The sequence below is a fragment of the Roseovarius tibetensis genome (genome assembly GCF_050896375.1).
GTDB lineage: Bacteria > Pseudomonadota > Alphaproteobacteria > Rhodobacterales > Rhodobacteraceae > Roseovarius > Roseovarius tibetensis.
In genome coordinates this window covers 13,481-27,632 of sequence record NZ_JBPBBB010000035.1, presented here as the reverse complement: position 1 = coordinate 27,632, position 14,152 = coordinate 13,481, and the positions used below count along the sequence as shown (strand labels likewise).

The window sequence follows — 14,152 nt, the reverse complement described above, 5'->3', positions numbered from 1 at the left end:
GCCTCCAGATCCGTAAAGAAATGCCCGGCCCATGGGCCGATATGCTTGCCGAAGAAGTGCTTTTGATCGTCGAGGGCCGCAGGCGCCCCGAACCGACCGCGAATGAGGCCCGCCATCATCTCCATGCTTGATGCGATGCTGTCCTCGGGTTCGTGCACGTTGCCGGCCCGTGTCATGCCGCGCGCCGCCATGTCGCGGCGCAGCGCGGCCAGCGGTTTCTCGTTGAGGAACCCGGTCAGGTAGTAGCTGGCATAGGGCAGAAGCTCGCCGCGTCCCAACCCGATGAAAAGCGCGTTGAACTCGGTCTCGACGGTGTGGGGCTGGCTGACCCCGGCGACCCGTGCCAGCGCGGCAATGGCCTGGCCCAGATCCGACATGTCGCCATGCAGACCCGCCGTCTTGTCGAGCAGACCGCGCTCCGGCGGACGCGCCAGAAGCGCGGCGAGGAAATCGTAGAGATCGGCGCGCAGCGCGTCTTCCTCGGTGATCGCGTGCGAGGCGGTGGTCTGGTCCATCAGGGCATCCTGTGTCATGCCGAAACTCCGGTCTCGTCGAACGCGAACCGCATCCGCCGCCGGGGCTGCAGGTCGGTCTCCGTGGCGGACGGGCCCGCGTGGGTCCAGACATAGGGATCCGAGGTCTCGCAGGCCCTGTCATCGGCGTCCGCCACCGCGACATCTGGCGCGTCGGGTATGGACTCTTCGGTCTCGGGGGTCTGTTCAGCGCCCGCGCCCTCCGCCTCCGCCTCGGCTTCAGCCTGACGCGCCACTTCCTCGACATGGGCGGTCATGCCCCGGCCCACCTGATAGGCGGTCTGAAGGTTCTCGATCACCGTGGCGCTGTCGGTGAAATCCTCGCCGTAATCCACCAGCCCGTCGACATTGGCCAGAACCGGATTGCTGCGCCACAGGCGTCGCAGCGCGCGCCGGCGCAAACGGTCGGGCACGGCCTTCGACATGAAGGCGCTGAAATCGTCGCCGGACTGCATCGCGTCGGGATCGGGCAGGCCCAGATCCTCGCACAGCTCCGCGTCCGTCTTGTCTGCCAGATCCGTCTCGCGCGCCGCGATCTCTGCCTCGCGCGCCTGCGCCTCGGCTTCGGCCGCGACCTGTGCACGGCGGCGTGACCAGAAATCCCTGCCCCGGCTCATTGCAGTCGCCCCCGTCGGGCCGCACCGGGGGCGCGGTAGACATCGCTTAGCTGGGGAATGCGCGGATCGCCGATGCCGTCCTGCGCGTCGCCGATGACATGCGTATCGCGGCGGCGCTTCTTGAACGTCTCGTGCGCGTGATGGGCGTCGACGAAATCGCGTACCCAGGCGATCAGCCCCTCGGTCATCGGCACCTTTTCGACGATTTCCTCGCCGGTATCGGCGTAATCCTGCGCCTCGAACGGCGAGGCCGTGACCAGCACGACATCAAGCGGCGCGTCAGTCCCGTGCACCCTGCCTTGATCGCGCATGACGACATAGACGCACGGCACCTTCGCGGAGAGGCCCTGCAGATAGGCCTCGGTCTGCGTGTGGTGCAAGAGCAGGGGCATGGTCGCGGCGTGGTATTCCACCGCCTTGCCGTCGCGGCGCAGTTTGTGCCACGCGGCGTCGGGGGCCCCCGGCAGGACTGCGACGGCACGCCATGTCCACGATGCCCACCGGGTCACACCGGGGGATTTGCGGATCACGACACCAAGGGGCATCGTCGCTTCTTTGTCGTGTGCAACGGTCAAGCGTCTATCAACCCTGATCTGACTGCATACCATTGTGGTCCATTTTAGTGACCAAAACAAAGTAATTTTTTCAGCGTGCGATCCGGTGCGGCCAAGAAACAAGGATACTGCACCCGCGATCCATCCAAGCCTGCGCAAGGCAACGGAAATCCGGCTGCGCGCCAGATATCATGCCGCAAAGCAGCAACATATCTCGTCGCTTTCCAACAGAATCAATCGGGATTGCGACTCGTCCCGGCAGGCACCGCAGCGTGATCTGGTAAGGTCGAATGACGGTTTACGTGCCCGTGCAATCGGGTCTAATGTTCGGCTGCTGTACGATGGTGCCGCCGTCGTGTTGCCGCGACCAAATCCCGGAGTGTCCATGTCCCGAACCCTGCTGTTATGCGACTGCGCCGCGTCCCAGAGTATCGACGCCGACGCGCTTGAGATGGCCACGGGGCTGCCCTGTTCGCGGATGCACAGCGCGCTTTGTACCGACGAGATCGGCGCGGCGGCCAAGGCGATCGAAACGGGCGAGGCGATCATCTGTTGCGGACAGGAGACGCGAACCTTCGAGGATCTCGCGGCCGAACTGGGTGCCGACAGCCCCGCCTGCATCGACCTGCGTGACCGCGCCGGATGGTCCGACGACCCCTCATCGAAGCATCCGAAGATGGCCGCGCTGCTGGCCGAGGCCAGCCTGCCGGTGCCGTCCGAAAAGACGCGGGACGTGATTTCGGAAGGGCTGTGCCTGATCATCGGGGCGGCGGACGCGGCCCTGCCCGCCGCCGAAAAGCTGGCACCGACGCTTGGCGTCACGGTGCTGCTGACCGATGACGGCGACCCGCCCGAAAGCCGCGCCTACGACGCGATCCGGGGGCGGATCGTGCAGGCCACGGGCGCGCTTGGCGGGTTCGATCTGCGTCTGGATGCGCTGCAACAGGTCAATCCCGCCGGGCGCGGCCCCCTGCGCTGGACCGCGCCGCGCGATGGCGGGCAGACGCAGTGCGACATCATACTCGACCTGTCGGGCAGCACGCCGATGTTTCCCGCGCCGCAAAAGCGCGAAGGCTACCTGCGTGCCGATCCGGGCAGCCTGCCGGCGGTCGCAGACGCGGTGTTCGAGGCGGCACAGCTGATCGGCACGTTCGAAAAGCCGCTTTACGTCGCGCTGGAGCCGCATCTTTGCGCACATTCCCGCGCCGGGCAGACCGGGTGCAGCAAGTGCCTCGAGATCTGTCCGACCGGGGCGATCGTTCCCGACGGCGATCATGTCAGTGTCGACCCGATGATCTGCGCGGGCTGCGGGGCCTGTGCCGCGGTGTGCCCGTCGGGCGCGATCAGCTATGACGCCCCGCCCCCGGACATGACCTTCCGCCGCATCCAGACGCTGGCCTCGGCCTATCTGCGCGCGGGCGGGACCACACCGCGGCTGCTGGTGCATGACGCGGATTTTGGCGCCGAGATGATCCGGCTGGCCGCGCGCCACGGCGCCGGGCTGCCCGCCGACGTGATCCCGCTGGAGGTGGCAGCCTTATCGGGTTTCGGCCATGCCGAGATCCTTGCCGCGCTCGCCTCGGGGTTCGGGGCGGTGCAGATCCTGCTGGCACCGCGCACCGAGCGGGACGCGTTGGACCGAGAGGTGCCCTTGGCCCGCGCAATGGCCGGTGGCGCACCCGTCGAAATGCTGGACCCTGAAGAGCCCGACGCGCTTTGCGCCGCGCTTTACGATACGACGCCGGCACGGGGCGTGGCCGAGCCCGTGCTGCCGATGGGCAGCCGCCGCCAGGTGACGCGCCTTGCCGCAAAGGCGCTGACACCCGGCGACGAGACGCTGCCCCTGCCCGACGGCGCCCCCTACGGAACCGTGCGTGTCGATACCGAGGCCTGCACGCTGTGCCTGTCTTGCGTGTCGCTGTGCCCGTCGGGCGCGCTGATGGATAATGCCGATCTGCCGCAACTGCGCTTTCAGGAGGATGCCTGCCTGCAATGCGGCATCTGTGCCACGATCTGCCCCGAAAGCGCGATCACGCTGGAGCCGCGAATGACAGTGGCCGACAGCGCCATGAGCCAGATCGTGCTGCACGAGGAAGAGCCGTGCGCCTGCATCGAATGCGGTGCGCTTTTCGGATCGAAATCGACGATTGACCGGATACTGGAAAAACTGGCCGGCAAACATTCGATGTTCGCCACATCCGAAGCCGCCCGCACGATCCAGATGTGCGAGGATTGCAGGATCAACGCGCAGTTCAAGTCGTCGGACAATCCGTTTGCCGCCGGGGACCGTCCCCGCGTGCGCACGTCCGAGGACTACCTGAGCGGCCGCAAGGACCACTGAAGGCGACGTGCCGGCGCCGGAACGTTCGCCAGCGATTGCGATGAAACAAGGGAGGATCCCATGACCGAAGAGTTCAACATGTCGATGCGCAAGTTCCTCAAGCAGGTGGGCGTCACCTCGCAGCAGGCGATCGAGGAAGGCCTGCGCGAGAAAGGCGCCACAGCCGGTCAGGAATTCGAGGCCAAGGTGGTGCTGACCGTCGAGGGGCTGGATGTCGAACACGTGGTCACCGGCACCATCAAGGGACAGGACTGACGTGGCACTGACGAGGGACGCGGTCCTCGCGGCACTGAAGGACATCACCGATCCGGTGAGCGGGTCCGATATCGTGGCCGCCGGCGTCACCCGCGCGCTGTCGGTCGAGGACGGCGCGGTACGCTTCGTGCTGGAGATCGATCCGTCAAGGGCCGAGGCGTACAACCCCGTCCGCGACGCCGCCGAGGCGGCGGTCAAGGCGTTGCCGGGGGCCGGGACCGTGTCGGTCGTGCTGACGGGGCATGCCGCGAAGGCACCACCCGATCTCAAGAGCTCGAAACCGTCCGAGCCGAAAGGCCCCGAGCGGGTGCCCGGCGTCGATCACCTGATCGCCATCGCGAGCGGAAAGGGCGGGGTCGGCAAGTCCACGGTATCGGCCAACCTTGCCTGCGCGCTCGCCGCCGAGGGGCGGCGCGTGGGGCTGCTGGACGCGGATGTCTACGGGCCGTCACAGCCTAGGATGCTGGGCGTGTCGGGCCGCCCGGCAAGTCCCGACGGCAAGACCATCCTGCCGATGCGCAATCACGGCGTCACGATGATGTCGATCGGCCTGATGACCAACGAGGATCAGGCCGTGGTCTGGCGCGGGCCAATGCTGATGGGTGCGCTGCAGCAGATGCTGATGCAGGTACAATGGGGCGCGCTGGATTGCCTGCTGGTCGATCTGCCGCCCGGCACCGGCGACGTGTCGATGACGCTGGCGCAGAAGGCGCAGGTGGACGGTGCGATCATCGTCTCGACCCCGCAGGACGTGGCGCTGCTGGACGCGCGCAAGGGGATCGACATGTTCAACCAGTTGCACGTCCCCGTGCTGGGCATGATCGAGAACATGTCGACGCATATCTGTTCGAATTGCGGGCATGAGGAACACATCTTTGGCCATGGCGGCGTGCAGGCCGAGGCCGCCAAGCTTGGCGTGCCGCTGCTGGCGGAGATCCCGCTGCATCTCGATATCCGTCTGGCCTCGGATGGCGGCGCGCCGATCGTGGTGTCGAAACCCGACAGCCCGCAGGCGCAGGCGTTCCGCGACGTGGCGCGCCAGATGATCGCGCAAGGCGTGGCATGAACGATCCCAGCTTTCCCCCGCTTTTGTCCGGGCATGCGGTGACGGGCGCCACCCATCCCTTCGACGAGGCCCGCGCACTGGCCGCATCGAGCTGCGACGCGGGGCTGATCGTGCACAACATCACCGCCGACCGGATGATGGCGGCGCTGGTAATGGCGCCCGAGGTGCCGCTGGAGGAGGCGATGGCGATGCTGCCGGCCTGCGGGATCGGGTTCCAGAACGCCCTGGGCGTGCTCGCCCCGCCCGAGGTCGCCGTGCATCTCGACTGGGATGGCGGGCTGCGCGTCAACGGCGCGTCCTGCGGGCGGCTGCGCGTCGCCGCGGGCGGCACCGATCCCGCGACGATTCCGGGCTGGCTGGTGGTCGGCCTCGACCTGCCACTGATGCAGCTTACCAGTAACCCCGGCGACACACCCGATCACACGACGCTTCAAGAGGAAGGCTGCGCCGAGGTCGACCCCGTCACTCTGCTGGAGGCGTGGGCGCGGCATACCCTTGTCTGGATCACCCGATGGGAAGACGCGGGGCCGCGCGCCCTGCATGCCGAATGGCGTGCCCTCGCGCATGGCCTCGGCGACGACATCACCCGAGGCGGGCGCACGGGCACCTTTCTGGGGGTCGATGACCGCTTCGGGATGCTGTTGCGCGACGCCGAGGCCACGCATCTCATCCCGCTCAGCAGCCGATTGGAGGCCCCGCAATGAGGCTCGCCCGCGCGATCCATTTCGACGAAAGCGACCAACGCGTCTATCACAGCCCCGCACGCACCGGCGAGTGGTGCATTTCCGGCGGGTTCGAGTTTTCCAACTGGACCGAGGCCGATCTGACCGGCAAGCCCCGTCAGGCCTTCGCCAATGGCTGGCTGGGGCTTGAGACCTTCGGACGGGTAAGCTGCGTCGCCGTGACACAGATCGAGCCCGCCGAGATCGAGACGCTGACCGAGGCGCTTGCGCGGCACTTCGTCGAGATCTACGGCGCGCCCTCGCCCGAGGCCGCACGCCCCGTCGCCGAAGAGGAGATCGCGCAGATGCGCGAGATCTGCGCCGATCACGCGCCCAACACCATCCTGACGGTGATGCGCGAATTGACCGATGCCGGCGTGCGCGAGCAGTATCGCTTCATCGCGCCGCACGCGGCAGAGCTGGATCAATTCGCCATTCACGGCGATATGGACGGCTGAGACCCGGCCGGATTGATCCCCCCGACGCTTGCGCCTATAGGCAAAGCGAACGCAACCCGTGCAAACGAGGACAGGCCCATGTCGAATGCAGCCTTAGAGACCGCCATCGAAGCCGCCTGGGAGGCGCGCGACCAGATCACCCCGGCCACCGGTGGCGAGACGCGCGAGGCCATCGAAGATACGCTGAACGCGCTCGACAGCGGCACGCTGCGCGTGGCCGAGCGGCAAGAGAACGGCGACTGGCACGTCAACCAGTGGGCCAAGAAGGCGGTGCTACTGGGGTTCCGTGTCAAGGACATGGAGACCCAGCCCGGCGGACCGCAGGGCACCGGCTGGTGGGACAAGGTCGACAGCAAGTTCAAGGGCTGGGGCGAGGCCGAATGGCGCACCGCCGGTTTCCGCGCGGTCCCCAACTGCGTCGTGCGCCGGTCAGCCTTTATCGCGCCGGGCGTGGTGCTGATGCCGTCCTTCGTCAATCTCGGGGCCTACGTGGACGAGGGCACGATGGTCGATACCTGGGCCACAGTGGGCAGCTGCGCGCAGATCGGCCGCGGCGTGCACCTGTCGGGCGGTGTCGGCATCGGCGGCGTGCTGGAGCCGATGCAGGCCGGCCCCACGATCATCGAGGATAACTGCTTTATCGGCGCGCGCTCCGAGGTGGTCGAGGGCTGCATCATCCGCGAAGGCTCGGTGCTGGGTATGGGCGTCTATATCGGCAAATCCACCAAGATCATCGACCGCGACACGGGCGAGGTGTTCATGGGCGAGGTGCCGCCCTATTCGGTCGTGGTGTCGGGCAGCATGCCCACCAAGAACAACCTCAACCTGTACTGCGCCGTGATCGTCAAGCGCGTGGACGCGCAGACCCGGTCCAAGACCGGCATCAACGAGCTTTTGCGGGACTGAAACCCATGGCGAAACCCAACAGTGCACGCCGCCAGCAGGTCTATACCCTCGTGGTCGAGATCGGCCGCAAGGCCGGTGACGGCTTGCCGAAAACCGCCACCGGCGCGGCGCTTATGGTCTATGCCTCGGGCGTGGACGAGGCCGAGGCGGTACGCGAGGCGGTGGCGGTGCTGAAACAGGCCGAGACCGCGCCGCTGGATGTCTCGGGCTACGGCACGCTGGAGGATCGCGAGGCCGAGGGGCACGAGATCGGCGCGGACGAGCGCGAGCTGATGCAGCGCGCGCTCGACGACAACGCGGTGATCGTCGCGCAGATGACGCCGTTCTACGATTGAGATCGGACGGCACGGCGCGCCGGAATTGCGCCGGGCAGCGATCCGCGCTACCCCGGCATGGCATCTGACAAACAGGACATGTTCATGCCCCAATCGCCCTGCGATCCCGTCCGGCTGACTGCCGATCTCATCCGCTGCCCCTCGGTCACGCCCGAGGAGGGCGGTGCGCTGCGACTGCTCGACACAGTTCTGACCGGTGCGGGGTTCGAATGCACCCGCGTGGATCGCGGCGGCGTTGCCAACCTCTTCGCCCGTTGGGGCCCCAAGGGTGCCGCGCGCAGCTTCGGCTTCAACGGCCACACCGATGTGGTGCCGGTGGGCGATGCGGCCGCGTGGTCCGTGTCCCCCTTCGGTGCCGAGGAACGCCACGGACAGCTTTGGGGGCGCGGCGCGACGGACATGAAATCGGGTGTTGCCGCCTTTGCCGCCGCCGCGGTGGATTTCGTCACGGACACCCCGCCCGACGGCGCGGTGATCCTTGCCATCACCGGCGACGAGGAGGGCGACGCGGTCGATGGCACGCGCGCACTGCTCGACTGGATGGAGGCCAAGGGCGAACGCATGACCGCCTGTCTGGTGGGCGAGCCGACCTGCCCCGAGCGCATGGGCGACATGATCAAGATCGGGCGGCGCGGATCGCTTTCGGCATGGATCACGGTGACCGGCGTGCAGGGCCATTCCGCCTATCCGCACCGCGCGTGCAACCCGCTGCCCGCGATGGCGCGGCTGATGGACAGGCTGGCCTCGCACAGCCTCGACGAGGGTACAGAACATTTCGACCCTTCAACGCTGGCCGTGGTGACCATCGACACCGGCAACCCGGCCAGCAACGTGATCCCGGCCGCGTGTCGCGCCACCGTCAACATCCGCTTCAACGATGCGCATGACAGCCAAAGCCTGATCGCGTGGATGCAGGCCGAGCTGGACCGCGTGGCGGCCGAGTTCGGCGTGACGCCCGAGATGCAGGTCAAGGTCGCCGGCGAAAGCTTCCTGACCGCCCCCGGTCCGCTGTCGGATCTGGTGGCGCGCGCCGTCGAGGCCGAGACGGGGGTGGCGCCCCAGCTGTCGACCAGCGGCGGAACATCGGATGCACGCTTTGTCAAGGATCACTGCCCGGTGATCGAATGCGGCCTTGTCGGCCAGACCATGCACCAGGTCGACGAGCGGGTCGAGGTGGCGCATATCCACCAGCTCAAGGGCATCTACACCCGCATCCTGCGTGACTATTTCGCCTGATGCGCCGCACGCTGATCGTGATGGTCAAGGAACCGCGCCCCGGCCGCGTCAAGACACGGCTGGGGCGCGAGATCGGCATGGTGCCCGCCGCATGGTGGTTTCGCCATCAGACCGCGCGCCTGCTGCGCGAGGTCGATGACCCGCGCTGGACGCTTTGCCTTGCCGTCAGCCCCGATCGCGCCGGGCTGTCCAGCCGCGTCTGGCCCGCGCATCTGCCGCGCCTCCCGCAAGGTCGCGGTGATCTGGGCCACCGGATGGGACGGCTGGTGCGTGGCGCGCCGCCGGGGCCGGTCTGCATCATCGGCGGCGATATCCCCGATATCCGTCGGCATCATGTCGCGCGCGCGTTCAGAGTGCTGGGGCGGCATGACGCGGTCTTCGGGCCGGCGCAAGACGGGGGCTACTGGCTGGTGGGGCTGAAGCGTTCGCGCGGCGTGCCCGCGACCCTCTTCAGCGGCGTGCACTGGTCCAGTCCGACGGCGCTGAGTGACACGATCCACAGCCTTGGCGACCTGCGCGTGGGGCTGATCGACACGCTGCACGATGTCGATACCGCCGCCGATTTGCGCGCGCGGTGACGGGCTGGCCTCCGGCACGGATCACCGCAACAAAGGCTTGCACGTCTTTCGGTCGCGAGTTAATCATCGCTGCAGCGCGGGTGTAGCTCAGGGGTAGAGCGTCTGCTTCCCAAGCAGAATGTCGTGAGTTCGAATCTCATCACCCGCTCCAGATCCAAGTCGGCCACGCGCCCCGGACCACTCAATCCTCTTTCTCAATCCATGCCTGAAATCGTCGCTGGCGCAGGTCGCGCGTGTTGGCATACCACGCCGCGTCGCGGACCAGTGCGCGCCCGCCATGTTGCGGCGCGTTCGGCAGGTGCACGCGCATCGGCGCGCCGGTATCGGGGTTGAGGCCGATCCGCTCGAACGCGGAGGTCCGCGCGGGGCCGTACGGGATCAATTCGGAAAATCGCGCCATCGTGGCCGGGCGCAGCGCGAATTCCAGCAGCGCGCGCGCCGCACCGGGCCGTTGCGTCGCGGCCGGGATCGCCCAGACCTCGGTGCCGATGATCCGGCCGTCCCAGACGATATCCACGGGCGCCACGCCCCGCGCCGCCAGATCAAAAAACCGCCCGTTGAACCCCGAGGCCAGCACCGCGCGCCCCTCGGCCAGCATCTGCGCGGCCTCGGCCGGATCGTCCCACCAGAGGATCTCGTCGCGGATCGTGTCGAGCTTGCGAAACGCCAGGCGAAGCCCGCGATCCGTGCTGAGCAGGCCGTAAACCTGCTCGGGCGGCACGCCCTCGGCCAGCAGCGCCCATTCGAGAATGCCGTCGGGGCCGCGCTGCAGCGCGCGCTTGCCGGGAAAACGGGCGGTGTCGAAGAAATCCTCGATCCGCGTGGGCTTGACGCCCGGAAAGGCACGTTCGTCATAGGCCATCACGCGGGCATAGACGTTTTGCGGGATGGCGCAGCGCGTGGGGCGGTACGGGGCAAAATCCGGCAGCGCCGCGTCGCCCAGCAGATCGCGCGCATCAACTGGCTGCAACAGCCCTTCGGCGCAGGCGACGCGCGCCTGATCGGCCAGCATGTCGATGAGGTCCCAGCCTTCGGGCCCCGCGCGGTCGCGCAGCGCCGCGACGGATCCGTCATATTGCACCGGGGCCACGGCCTGCCCGGTGGCGTGGGTAAACGGGGCAAATACCGCGCTTTGCTGCGCCGCCTCGTAGGCACCGCCCCATGTGGCAACGGTCACATCCTCTGCCGCGACCGGCAGGGCCAGCAGCAGGCAGGAACAGGCGAGGCTAAAGCGCGGCATTCTCTTCCTCCCGGATGCGCGCCGCATGGTCGAGCCATGCGCTGACGATATCGGCCTCGGACACGGCGCCGAGATAGCGCCCGTCGGCTCGGGTCACCACCGGCACGGCATCGCCGACAAAGCCGCGCATCCGCTCCATCGCGCCCGCCAAACTGGTATCGTCATGAAAGATCAGCGTTGCGGGCCCCTGCCCCTCTGCCGGGCTGTAGACACCATTGAGCCGCCCCGCGGCATCGAGGACAAAGGCCTGCCGCCAGCCGCGCGCGCGCAGGCGCGCATCCACCGCCGCCGGCGTGTCATCGGGGGTCATCGTCTCGGCCTCGTCGCTTAGCAGATCGCGGACGGGCAGTGCCGCGAGATGTGCATGATCGCGCCCCTGGGAAAAATCCATGCCGCGCCGGGCAAGCTGGATATCGAAAAGCGACCGCCCGAACAGGCGATGCGAGACGAGGTTGGAAAACACCACCGCGACCATCGCGGCGATGGTGATGTCGTAGTTCCGGGTCAGTTCGAACACGATCAGGATACAGGTCAGCGGCGCACCGATCACGGCACTGGCAAACGCCATCATAGCGCCGATCGCGTAGACCGCGACGCCCGAGGTCGGGATGCCGCCCTGCCCCGACATCCCCATCCAGAAGAACGCACCAATCAGGCTGCCGATCAGAAGCGCGGGGCTGAACACCCCGCCCGAGAACCCCGCGCCGATGCACAGCGCTGTCAGCGTGACCTTGGCGAGGATCAGCACGACCAGTTCGCCCTGCCCGAAGGCGCCTTCGATGGTGGCAAAGCGCAGCGTCTCGGTTCCGATACCCAGCACGTCCGGCAGCGCCAACGCCGTCAGCCCGACGGCCAGCCCCGCCGCGGCGGGGCGCAGGGCGGGATAGGCGACCGCCCCCGCGATCCACGGCCCGCAGGCCAGCACCAGCCGCATGAACCCGATCGCGGCAAGCGCCACCAGCAGCCCCAACAGCGCAAAAAGCGCGAACTCGTAGCCATGCGCGACACCCGCGAAATCGACGAGGAACAGCGCCGGACGCTCGAAGATCACGTTGGCGATCACGTATCCGGTGGCCGAGGCGACCGTGACCGGCGCGAAAGCCTGCGTCGCGTAATGGCGCAGCACGACCTCGTGGGCAAAAACCACCCCCGCGATCGGCGCGTTGAAGGCAGTGGCGATGGCCGCCGCCACGCCGCAACTGATGGCGATCCCGTCGAGATTCGGCACACCCGCGCGCAGCCGGCGCACGGCACCGCCGAAAAGCGCGCCGAGATAGACCATCGGCCCGTACTGGCCGACCGACGCGCCCGTGCCGAGCGACAGGATCGCCGTCAGCGTGGACATGATGCCGCTGCGTGTATCGGGCAGGGGCTGGTGGAACTGCACCGCACGGATCACGTCGGGTGGCCCGAGCGGCCTGCGTTCAGGCGACAGGTGCCGGTGGATCAGGCCCACGGCCAGACCGCCAATCGTCGGCACCAGCAGCGTGGCAAGCGTGACCAGCCATGGCACCCCTTCCCATTGCACCCGCGCGCGGGGGGCGACCAGCAGCACCGAGTTGAGCCCCGAGACCAGTTCGACAAAGGCAATCGCCGCAAACGAGGCCGACGCGCCGACCCCGAGCGCGGTCAGCGTCAGGATCAGGATGCGCGTGGCCGGGCGCGCGCTCTTGATGTTCGAAGGTGCGCTCATGCGGCCATGATCGGCATTCCGGGATCACGACACAAGGCGTCACCAGAAGAAAGCACGCACGGTACCCGCGCCGCAGGCGATGCCTTGAAAATCGATCCGAGGCGTCATCGGGTTTTCAATTGAAACTTGATCCCATGTGACGAATACTCCGGTCAGTCAGGGCACGCTCATGCAGATATTGCTAAATCAGGCGATCGGGATCGATCAGGGCGATGAGGTGATTTTCACCGATTACGCGGATGATGGCGAGATGTGGACCGGCAAGGGCCCGCGCCAGCGGCGCAAGTCGGTCAGCTTTGCCACCGCGTTCAAGGAGGTTCCGGTGATCCATGTGGCCTTGTCCCTGTGGGACATGGACAGCACCCCGAACGCACGGGCGGAAATCACCACCGAGCATGTCAGGCGCGACCGCTTTGAAATCGTGTTCCGCACGTGGTCTGACACGCGGGTGGCACGGGTGCGCGTGCGGTGGATGGCCATCGGCGCAGCGTTCCACGAGGATGACTGGCGCGACATCGACTGAGCGTCCGCATCCGGGGCCGTCGGTCGGACGTGGCCCTAGCCGCCGAACTGGCCCTCGTAGACAGGCTCCAGCGACGGGGTTTCGAATAGCGACGACACGGACGTGCCGCTCCAGATGTTGAGGATCGCTTGCGCGAAGACCGGCGCGGTTGGAAGGATGCGGATATTCGGCGTGTTCCTGACGGCCTCTGTGGGTTCGATTGTGTCGGTTATCACCATGGATTTCAGCACCGAGTTGGTCACCCGTTCCACGGCCGGGCCGGACATGACGCCGTGGGTCGTGTAGGCATGCACCTCGCGTGCGCCGCAATCGAGCAGCACCTCGGCGGCCTTGCACATGGTCCCGGCGGTGTCGCACATGTCATCGACGATGATGCAGATCTTGTCGGACACGTCGCCGATCACCGTCATCTCGGCCACCTCGCCGGGGATCTCGCGGCGCTTGTCGACAATGGCGAGCGGCGCGTTGATCCGTTTGGCCAGCTCGCGCGCACGTGCCACGCCGCCCACATCGGGCGACACGATCATCACGTCCTGCACCACGCCCTTGAACTGCGTCTTGATGTCGAGCGCGAAGATCGGCGACGCATAGAGGTTGTCCACCGGAATGTCGAAGAAGCCCTGTATCTGGGCGGCGTGCAGATCCATGGTCAGGACCCGTTCTATCCCGGCGCCGACGATCATGTTGGCCACAAGCTTGGCCGAGATGGGCGTGCGCGCCTTTGACCGTCGGTCCTGACGGGCATACCCGAAATAGGGGATCACGGCCGTGATGCGCTTGGCCGACGAACGACGCAGCGCGTCGGCCATGATCAAAAGCTCCATGAGATTGTCATTTGCCGGGTTCGAGGTGGGCTGGATGATGAACATGTCCTCGCCGCGCACGTTCTCGTACACCTCGACGAAGATCTCCTGATCGTTGAAACGTTCTATCCGGGCATCACACAGCCCGACATCCACCCCCTGATGCTGGGACATGCGGCTGGCAATAGCCGTGGCAAGCGGCAAATTTGCATTGCCGGAGATCAGTTTGGGTTGCGCTTTGGCTGACATGGTCTGGTCTCCGGTGTCATGACATGTGACAGATTCGTGATAC

16 protein-coding genes and 1 tRNA gene are annotated in these 14,152 nt (G+C 67.0%); 11 read left to right on the top strand and 6 right to left on the bottom strand.

What is annotated here, in order from left to right; all coding sequences use genetic code 11:
• The 3 genes from ACROSR_RS16385 to ACROSR_RS16375 form a co-directional block, all read right to left on the bottom strand.
• Positions 1 to 533, bottom strand: a 533-nt coding sequence (locus ACROSR_RS16385; RefSeq protein ID WP_432686963.1) for a TorD/DmsD family molecular chaperone, incomplete at its 3' end; no start/stop codon positions are given.
• Positions 530 to 1,150 carry a DUF3306 domain-containing protein gene (locus ACROSR_RS16380; RefSeq protein WP_432686961.1) on the bottom strand — a complete coding sequence of 207 codons (621 nt, stop codon included), beginning with the start codon at positions 1,148 to 1,150 and terminating at the stop codon, positions 530 to 532. The genes ACROSR_RS16380 and ACROSR_RS16385, both read right to left, overlap by 4 nt.
• On the bottom strand, positions 1,147 to 1,695 hold the full coding sequence (locus tag ACROSR_RS16375) for a DUF3305 domain-containing protein (RefSeq protein WP_432686959.1): 549 nt from the start codon (positions 1,693 to 1,695) through the stop codon (positions 1,147 to 1,149). The genes ACROSR_RS16380 and ACROSR_RS16375 overlap by 4 nt, the downstream gene beginning before the upstream one ends.
• Before the next feature lie 394 nt (positions 1,696 to 2,089).
• Between ACROSR_RS16375 and ACROSR_RS16370 the strand changes: the two genes are divergently transcribed.
• The 10 genes from ACROSR_RS16370 to ACROSR_RS16325 all read left to right on the top strand — a co-directional run bounded on the left by ACROSR_RS16370 (position 2,090) and on the right by ACROSR_RS16325 (position 9,752).
• The gene (locus tag ACROSR_RS16370; protein ID WP_432686957.1) at positions 2,090 to 4,045 is read left to right on the top strand and encodes a 4Fe-4S binding protein; all 1,956 of its coding nucleotides are present in this window, start codon (positions 2,090 to 2,092) and stop codon (positions 4,043 to 4,045) included.
• Positions 4,046 to 4,105: 60 nt separating this feature from the next.
• Entirely contained in the window at positions 4,106 to 4,300 is a 195-nt protein-coding gene (locus tag ACROSR_RS16365; protein WP_432686956.1) for a DUF6494 family protein, read from the top strand.
• 1 nt (position 4,301) lies between these two features.
• Entirely contained in the window at positions 4,302 to 5,366 is a 1,065-nt protein-coding gene (locus ACROSR_RS16360) for an Mrp/NBP35 family ATP-binding protein (protein WP_432686954.1), read from the top strand.
• Complete coding sequence (locus ACROSR_RS16355) at positions 5,363 to 6,070, top strand: biotin/lipoate--protein ligase family protein (RefSeq protein ID WP_432686952.1); 708 nt, start codon at positions 5,363 to 5,365, stop codon at positions 6,068 to 6,070. Before ACROSR_RS16360 ends, ACROSR_RS16355 begins: the two co-directional genes overlap by 4 nt.
• Positions 6,067 to 6,546 (top strand): DUF6505 family protein, encoded by a 480-nt coding sequence (locus ACROSR_RS16350; protein WP_432686950.1) that lies wholly within the window; start codon positions 6,067 to 6,069, stop codon positions 6,544 to 6,546. The genes ACROSR_RS16355 and ACROSR_RS16350 overlap by 4 nt, the downstream gene beginning before the upstream one ends.
• A gap of 78 nt (positions 6,547 to 6,624) precedes the next feature.
• Positions 6,625 to 7,452: a 2,3,4,5-tetrahydropyridine-2,6-dicarboxylate N-succinyltransferase gene (dapD, locus tag ACROSR_RS16345; protein WP_432686948.1), complete on the top strand. Its 828-nt coding sequence runs from the start codon at positions 6,625 to 6,627 to the stop codon at positions 7,450 to 7,452.
• A 5-nt stretch (positions 7,453 to 7,457) separates the two neighbouring features.
• The gene (locus ACROSR_RS16340) at positions 7,458 to 7,787 is read left to right on the top strand and encodes a DUF8846 family protein (RefSeq protein ID WP_432686946.1); all 330 of its coding nucleotides are present in this window, start codon (positions 7,458 to 7,460) and stop codon (positions 7,785 to 7,787) included.
• A gap of 84 nt (positions 7,788 to 7,871) precedes the next feature.
• The gene (dapE, locus tag ACROSR_RS16335; protein WP_432686944.1) at positions 7,872 to 9,023 is read left to right on the top strand and encodes a succinyl-diaminopimelate desuccinylase; all 1,152 of its coding nucleotides are present in this window, start codon (positions 7,872 to 7,874) and stop codon (positions 9,021 to 9,023) included.
• Entirely contained in the window at positions 9,023 to 9,601 is a 579-nt protein-coding gene (locus tag ACROSR_RS16330; protein ID WP_432686942.1) for a TIGR04282 family arsenosugar biosynthesis glycosyltransferase, read from the top strand. The genes dapE and ACROSR_RS16330 overlap by 1 nt, the downstream gene beginning before the upstream one ends.
• A 76-nt stretch (positions 9,602 to 9,677) precedes the next feature.
• Positions 9,678 to 9,752: transfer RNA gene (locus ACROSR_RS16325), tRNA-Gly, on the top strand.
• A gap of 30 nt (positions 9,753 to 9,782) precedes the next feature.
• Here ACROSR_RS16325 and ACROSR_RS16320 read toward each other — a convergent pair.
• Both ACROSR_RS16320 and ACROSR_RS16315 read right to left on the bottom strand, forming a co-directional pair.
• Positions 9,783 to 10,841 (bottom strand): extracellular solute-binding protein, encoded by a 1,059-nt coding sequence (locus ACROSR_RS16320; protein WP_432686940.1) that lies wholly within the window; start codon positions 10,839 to 10,841, stop codon positions 9,783 to 9,785.
• Positions 10,828 to 12,534 (bottom strand): chloride channel protein, encoded by a 1,707-nt coding sequence (locus tag ACROSR_RS16315; protein ID WP_432686938.1) that lies wholly within the window; start codon positions 12,532 to 12,534, stop codon positions 10,828 to 10,830. Before ACROSR_RS16315 ends, ACROSR_RS16320 begins: the two co-directional genes overlap by 14 nt.
• A 169-nt stretch (positions 12,535 to 12,703) precedes the next feature.
• Here ACROSR_RS16315 and ACROSR_RS16310 point away from each other — a divergent pair, with 169 nt between their 5' ends.
• Positions 12,704 to 13,057: an H-type lectin domain-containing protein gene (locus tag ACROSR_RS16310; RefSeq protein ID WP_432686936.1), complete on the top strand. Its 354-nt coding sequence runs from the start codon at positions 12,704 to 12,706 to the stop codon at positions 13,055 to 13,057.
• A 35-nt stretch (positions 13,058 to 13,092) separates the two neighbouring features.
• Here the strand turns inward: ACROSR_RS16310 and ACROSR_RS16305 are convergent, their stop codons facing one another.
• Entirely contained in the window at positions 13,093 to 14,109 is a 1,017-nt protein-coding gene (locus tag ACROSR_RS16305; protein WP_432686934.1) for a ribose-phosphate pyrophosphokinase, read from the bottom strand.
• Positions 14,110 to 14,152 lie beyond the last annotated feature (43 nt).

Bases quoted from the DNA above. Each gene is read 5' to 3' on its own strand.
- ACROSR_RS16380 (WP_432686961.1), bottom strand. From the start codon at position 1,150: ATGAGCCGGGGCAGGGATTTCTGGTCACGCCGCCGTGCACAGGTCGCG.
- ACROSR_RS16375 (WP_432686959.1), bottom strand. From the start codon at position 1,695: ATGCCCCTTGGTGTCGTGATCCGCAAATCCCCCGGTGTGACCCGGTGG.
- ACROSR_RS16370 (WP_432686957.1), top strand. From the start codon at position 2,090: ATGTCCCGAACCCTGCTGTTATGCGACTGCGCCGCGTCCCAGAGTATC.
- ACROSR_RS16365 (WP_432686956.1), top strand. From the start codon at position 4,106: ATGACCGAAGAGTTCAACATGTCGATGCGCAAGTTCCTCAAGCAGGTG.
- ACROSR_RS16355 (WP_432686952.1), top strand. From the start codon at position 5,363: ATGAACGATCCCAGCTTTCCCCCGCTTTTGTCCGGGCATGCGGTGACG.
- ACROSR_RS16350 (WP_432686950.1), top strand. From the start codon at position 6,067: ATGAGGCTCGCCCGCGCGATCCATTTCGACGAAAGCGACCAACGCGTC.
- dapD (WP_432686948.1), top strand. From the start codon at position 6,625: ATGTCGAATGCAGCCTTAGAGACCGCCATCGAAGCCGCCTGGGAGGCG.
- ACROSR_RS16340 (WP_432686946.1), top strand. From the start codon at position 7,458: ATGGCGAAACCCAACAGTGCACGCCGCCAGCAGGTCTATACCCTCGTG.
- dapE (WP_432686944.1), top strand. From the start codon at position 7,872: ATGCCCCAATCGCCCTGCGATCCCGTCCGGCTGACTGCCGATCTCATC.
- ACROSR_RS16330 (WP_432686942.1), top strand. From the start codon at position 9,023: ATGCGCCGCACGCTGATCGTGATGGTCAAGGAACCGCGCCCCGGCCGC.
- ACROSR_RS16320 (WP_432686940.1), bottom strand. From the start codon at position 10,841: ATGCCGCGCTTTAGCCTCGCCTGTTCCTGCCTGCTGCTGGCCCTGCCG.
- ACROSR_RS16315 (WP_432686938.1), bottom strand. From the start codon at position 12,534: ATGAGCGCACCTTCGAACATCAAGAGCGCGCGCCCGGCCACGCGCATC.
- ACROSR_RS16310 (WP_432686936.1), top strand. From the start codon at position 12,704: ATGCAGATATTGCTAAATCAGGCGATCGGGATCGATCAGGGCGATGAG.
- ACROSR_RS16305 (WP_432686934.1), bottom strand. From the start codon at position 14,109: ATGTCAGCCAAAGCGCAACCCAAACTGATCTCCGGCAATGCAAATTTG.